Genomic DNA, 2233 nt, shown 5'->3' with positions numbered 1-2233 from the left:
AATCGGCTTTTAGTTTGGAAGCATTTGGAATCATTTGTGTAACCCCCAACATAAAACTTCCCATCCCGGGACTCATTTCATCTGCCTTCCACATATTGGTATTGTAAGGTGTCATAAAAAATCCCGAACTTACTTGTGGGGCCATCCAACTTTTAGCTCCTTTTGCAGCGGCATCCATACTTTGTATATCGGCATCATACATTTTCAGTTGTGGATTATTTGTTTTGATAATTGTCAAAACTTCAGCCAACGAAAGTGTTTGTGCTTTATTAGTAATAAAGCTTAAAAACAAACATAAGACGAAATATGTACTCTTTATCTTCATCTGGAATATCTTTTACTTATTGTTTTTGTTTTCCGAATTAATCTTCAAACTCTTGTACTCTTAGTTTGCCATGTTTTTTTAATTCATATTCTCGTACTAAGGCATATAAGACTGGTAATACAATCAGAACAAATAAAGTGGAGGTTATTAGTCCAAAAACAAATGGAATTGTAATTGGTTTCATTACATCACTCCCTGTTCCCGTGGCCAGTAAAACTGGCATTAATCCAATAATGTCAACTAAAACAGTCATCAACTTTGGTCTTAACCTTAAAGCTGCTCCCTCATAAATGGCATCTTCGATGTCCTGATTTGTCATAGATTTATTTTGAGCGATAATCTTACTCACCTTTTTATGTATTGCATTATTCATGTAGACCAGCATTAGCACACCCGTTTCAACCGCAACACCAAACAAGGCAATAAAACCCACGGCAACCGCGACTGAAAAATTCACATCGAAGAAATACAATGAATAAGCTCCACCAACCAGAGCAACAGGAATGGCCGAAAGAACTATCAGGACTTCTCTGAAAGTATGAAATGTAAAATAGAGGATAGCCATAATAATCAGAATTACAAAAGGGATAATCATTGTCAATCGTTCCTGCGCCCTTACTTGGTTTTCGTATTGTCCGCTCCAGCTTAAAAAGTACCCTTTTGGCAATTTTTTAATAGCTTCTTCGAGTTTCTTTTTTGCATCATTTACTGTGCTTCCTAAATCCCTTTCACGAACATTAAACAGAAGAGTTCCCCTTAGCATGGCATTTTCTGAACTTATCATTGGAGGCCCTTCTGTAATACTGATGTCAGCAACGGCTGAAAGTGGTATGGAGCCATAATCCATGGTTTGTAATGGCAAAACTTTCAACTTATTAATTTCATCACGGGAATCTTGGGCAAAGCGCACATTAACGGAAAACCGTTGTCGGCCTTCAATTGTAGTGGTAGCATTCATTCCTCCAATAGCTGTTTCGATAAACATGTTTACATCATCCACAGAAAGACCATATCTGCCAATTTCCTCTTTATTTATTTTTATGTCAATGTATTTTCCGCCAACGATGGGATCCACATACAAATCTTTTACCCCCTCTAATCCTTCCAATTCTTTTTTAAATTGCTGTGCTAACTTATTGATTGTGTCAAGATTTTGTCCATATACTTTAATACCGACATCTGTTCTAATACCTGTTGACAGCATGTTGATCCGATTGATAATGGGTTGTGTCCACCCATTTATAACTCCCGGAATCTGCATTTTTGAGTTTAATTCGTTAATGATGTCATCCTTTGTAAAACCCTTGCGCCATTTAGATTGAGGTTTCAGCAGTATAATACTTTCAATCATACTCATTGGCGCATTATCTGTAGCTGTATTTGCCCGTCCGGCTTTTCCGAGAACATTTTCCACTTCGGGTACAGTCATAATTAATTTATCTTGTACTTGCAGGATTCTTTTTATTTCGGAATTAGAAATATCGGGCAATGTAACGGGCATGAAAAGTAGTGATCCTTCATCTAATGGTGGCATAAATTCAGTTCCAAGACTAAGGACAAGTGGAATACTTCCTAATACTAATGAAGCACTCAATGCAAGGGTTATTCTTTTCCATTTCAAACACCAACGGATAATAGGGTTATACATCCAAAGGAAGAAACGGGATACCGGATGTTTGCTTTCGGGTCTTACTTCTCCCTTGAGAAATAATGTCATAAGCACTGGAACAAGAAAAATAACTACCAATGCAGAGCCAATCATAGCAAAAGTTTTAGTCCATACTAATGGTGAGAATAGTTTGTTTTCCTGTCCTGTAAGGAAAAGGATGGGACTGAATGAGACCAATGTAATCAGTATGGAATTAAACACAGCTTTTCCAATAAGCTTAGAAGATGCTTCAATTTTCT

Annotated in this window: 1 protein-coding gene and 1 pseudogene; both read right to left on the bottom strand. The window is 37.1% G+C overall.

Annotated features, from left to right (window positions below):
• Positions 1–325: pseudogene (locus ABEB23_RS18035) on the bottom strand (TolC family protein); the annotation flags it as partial.
• 37 nt (positions 326–362) lie between these two features.
• The coding region (locus ABEB23_RS18030; protein WP_348814113.1) for an efflux RND transporter permease subunit at positions 363–2233 on the bottom strand (1871 nt) is incomplete at its 5' end.

This window comes from Flavobacterium maritimum (genome assembly GCF_040049085.1).
Classification (GTDB): domain Bacteria; phylum Bacteroidota; class Bacteroidia; order Flavobacteriales; family Flavobacteriaceae; genus Flavobacterium; species Flavobacterium maritimum.
The sequence above is the reverse complement of the archived record's forward strand: the minus strand, read 5'-3'. Positions and strand labels throughout refer to the sequence as shown.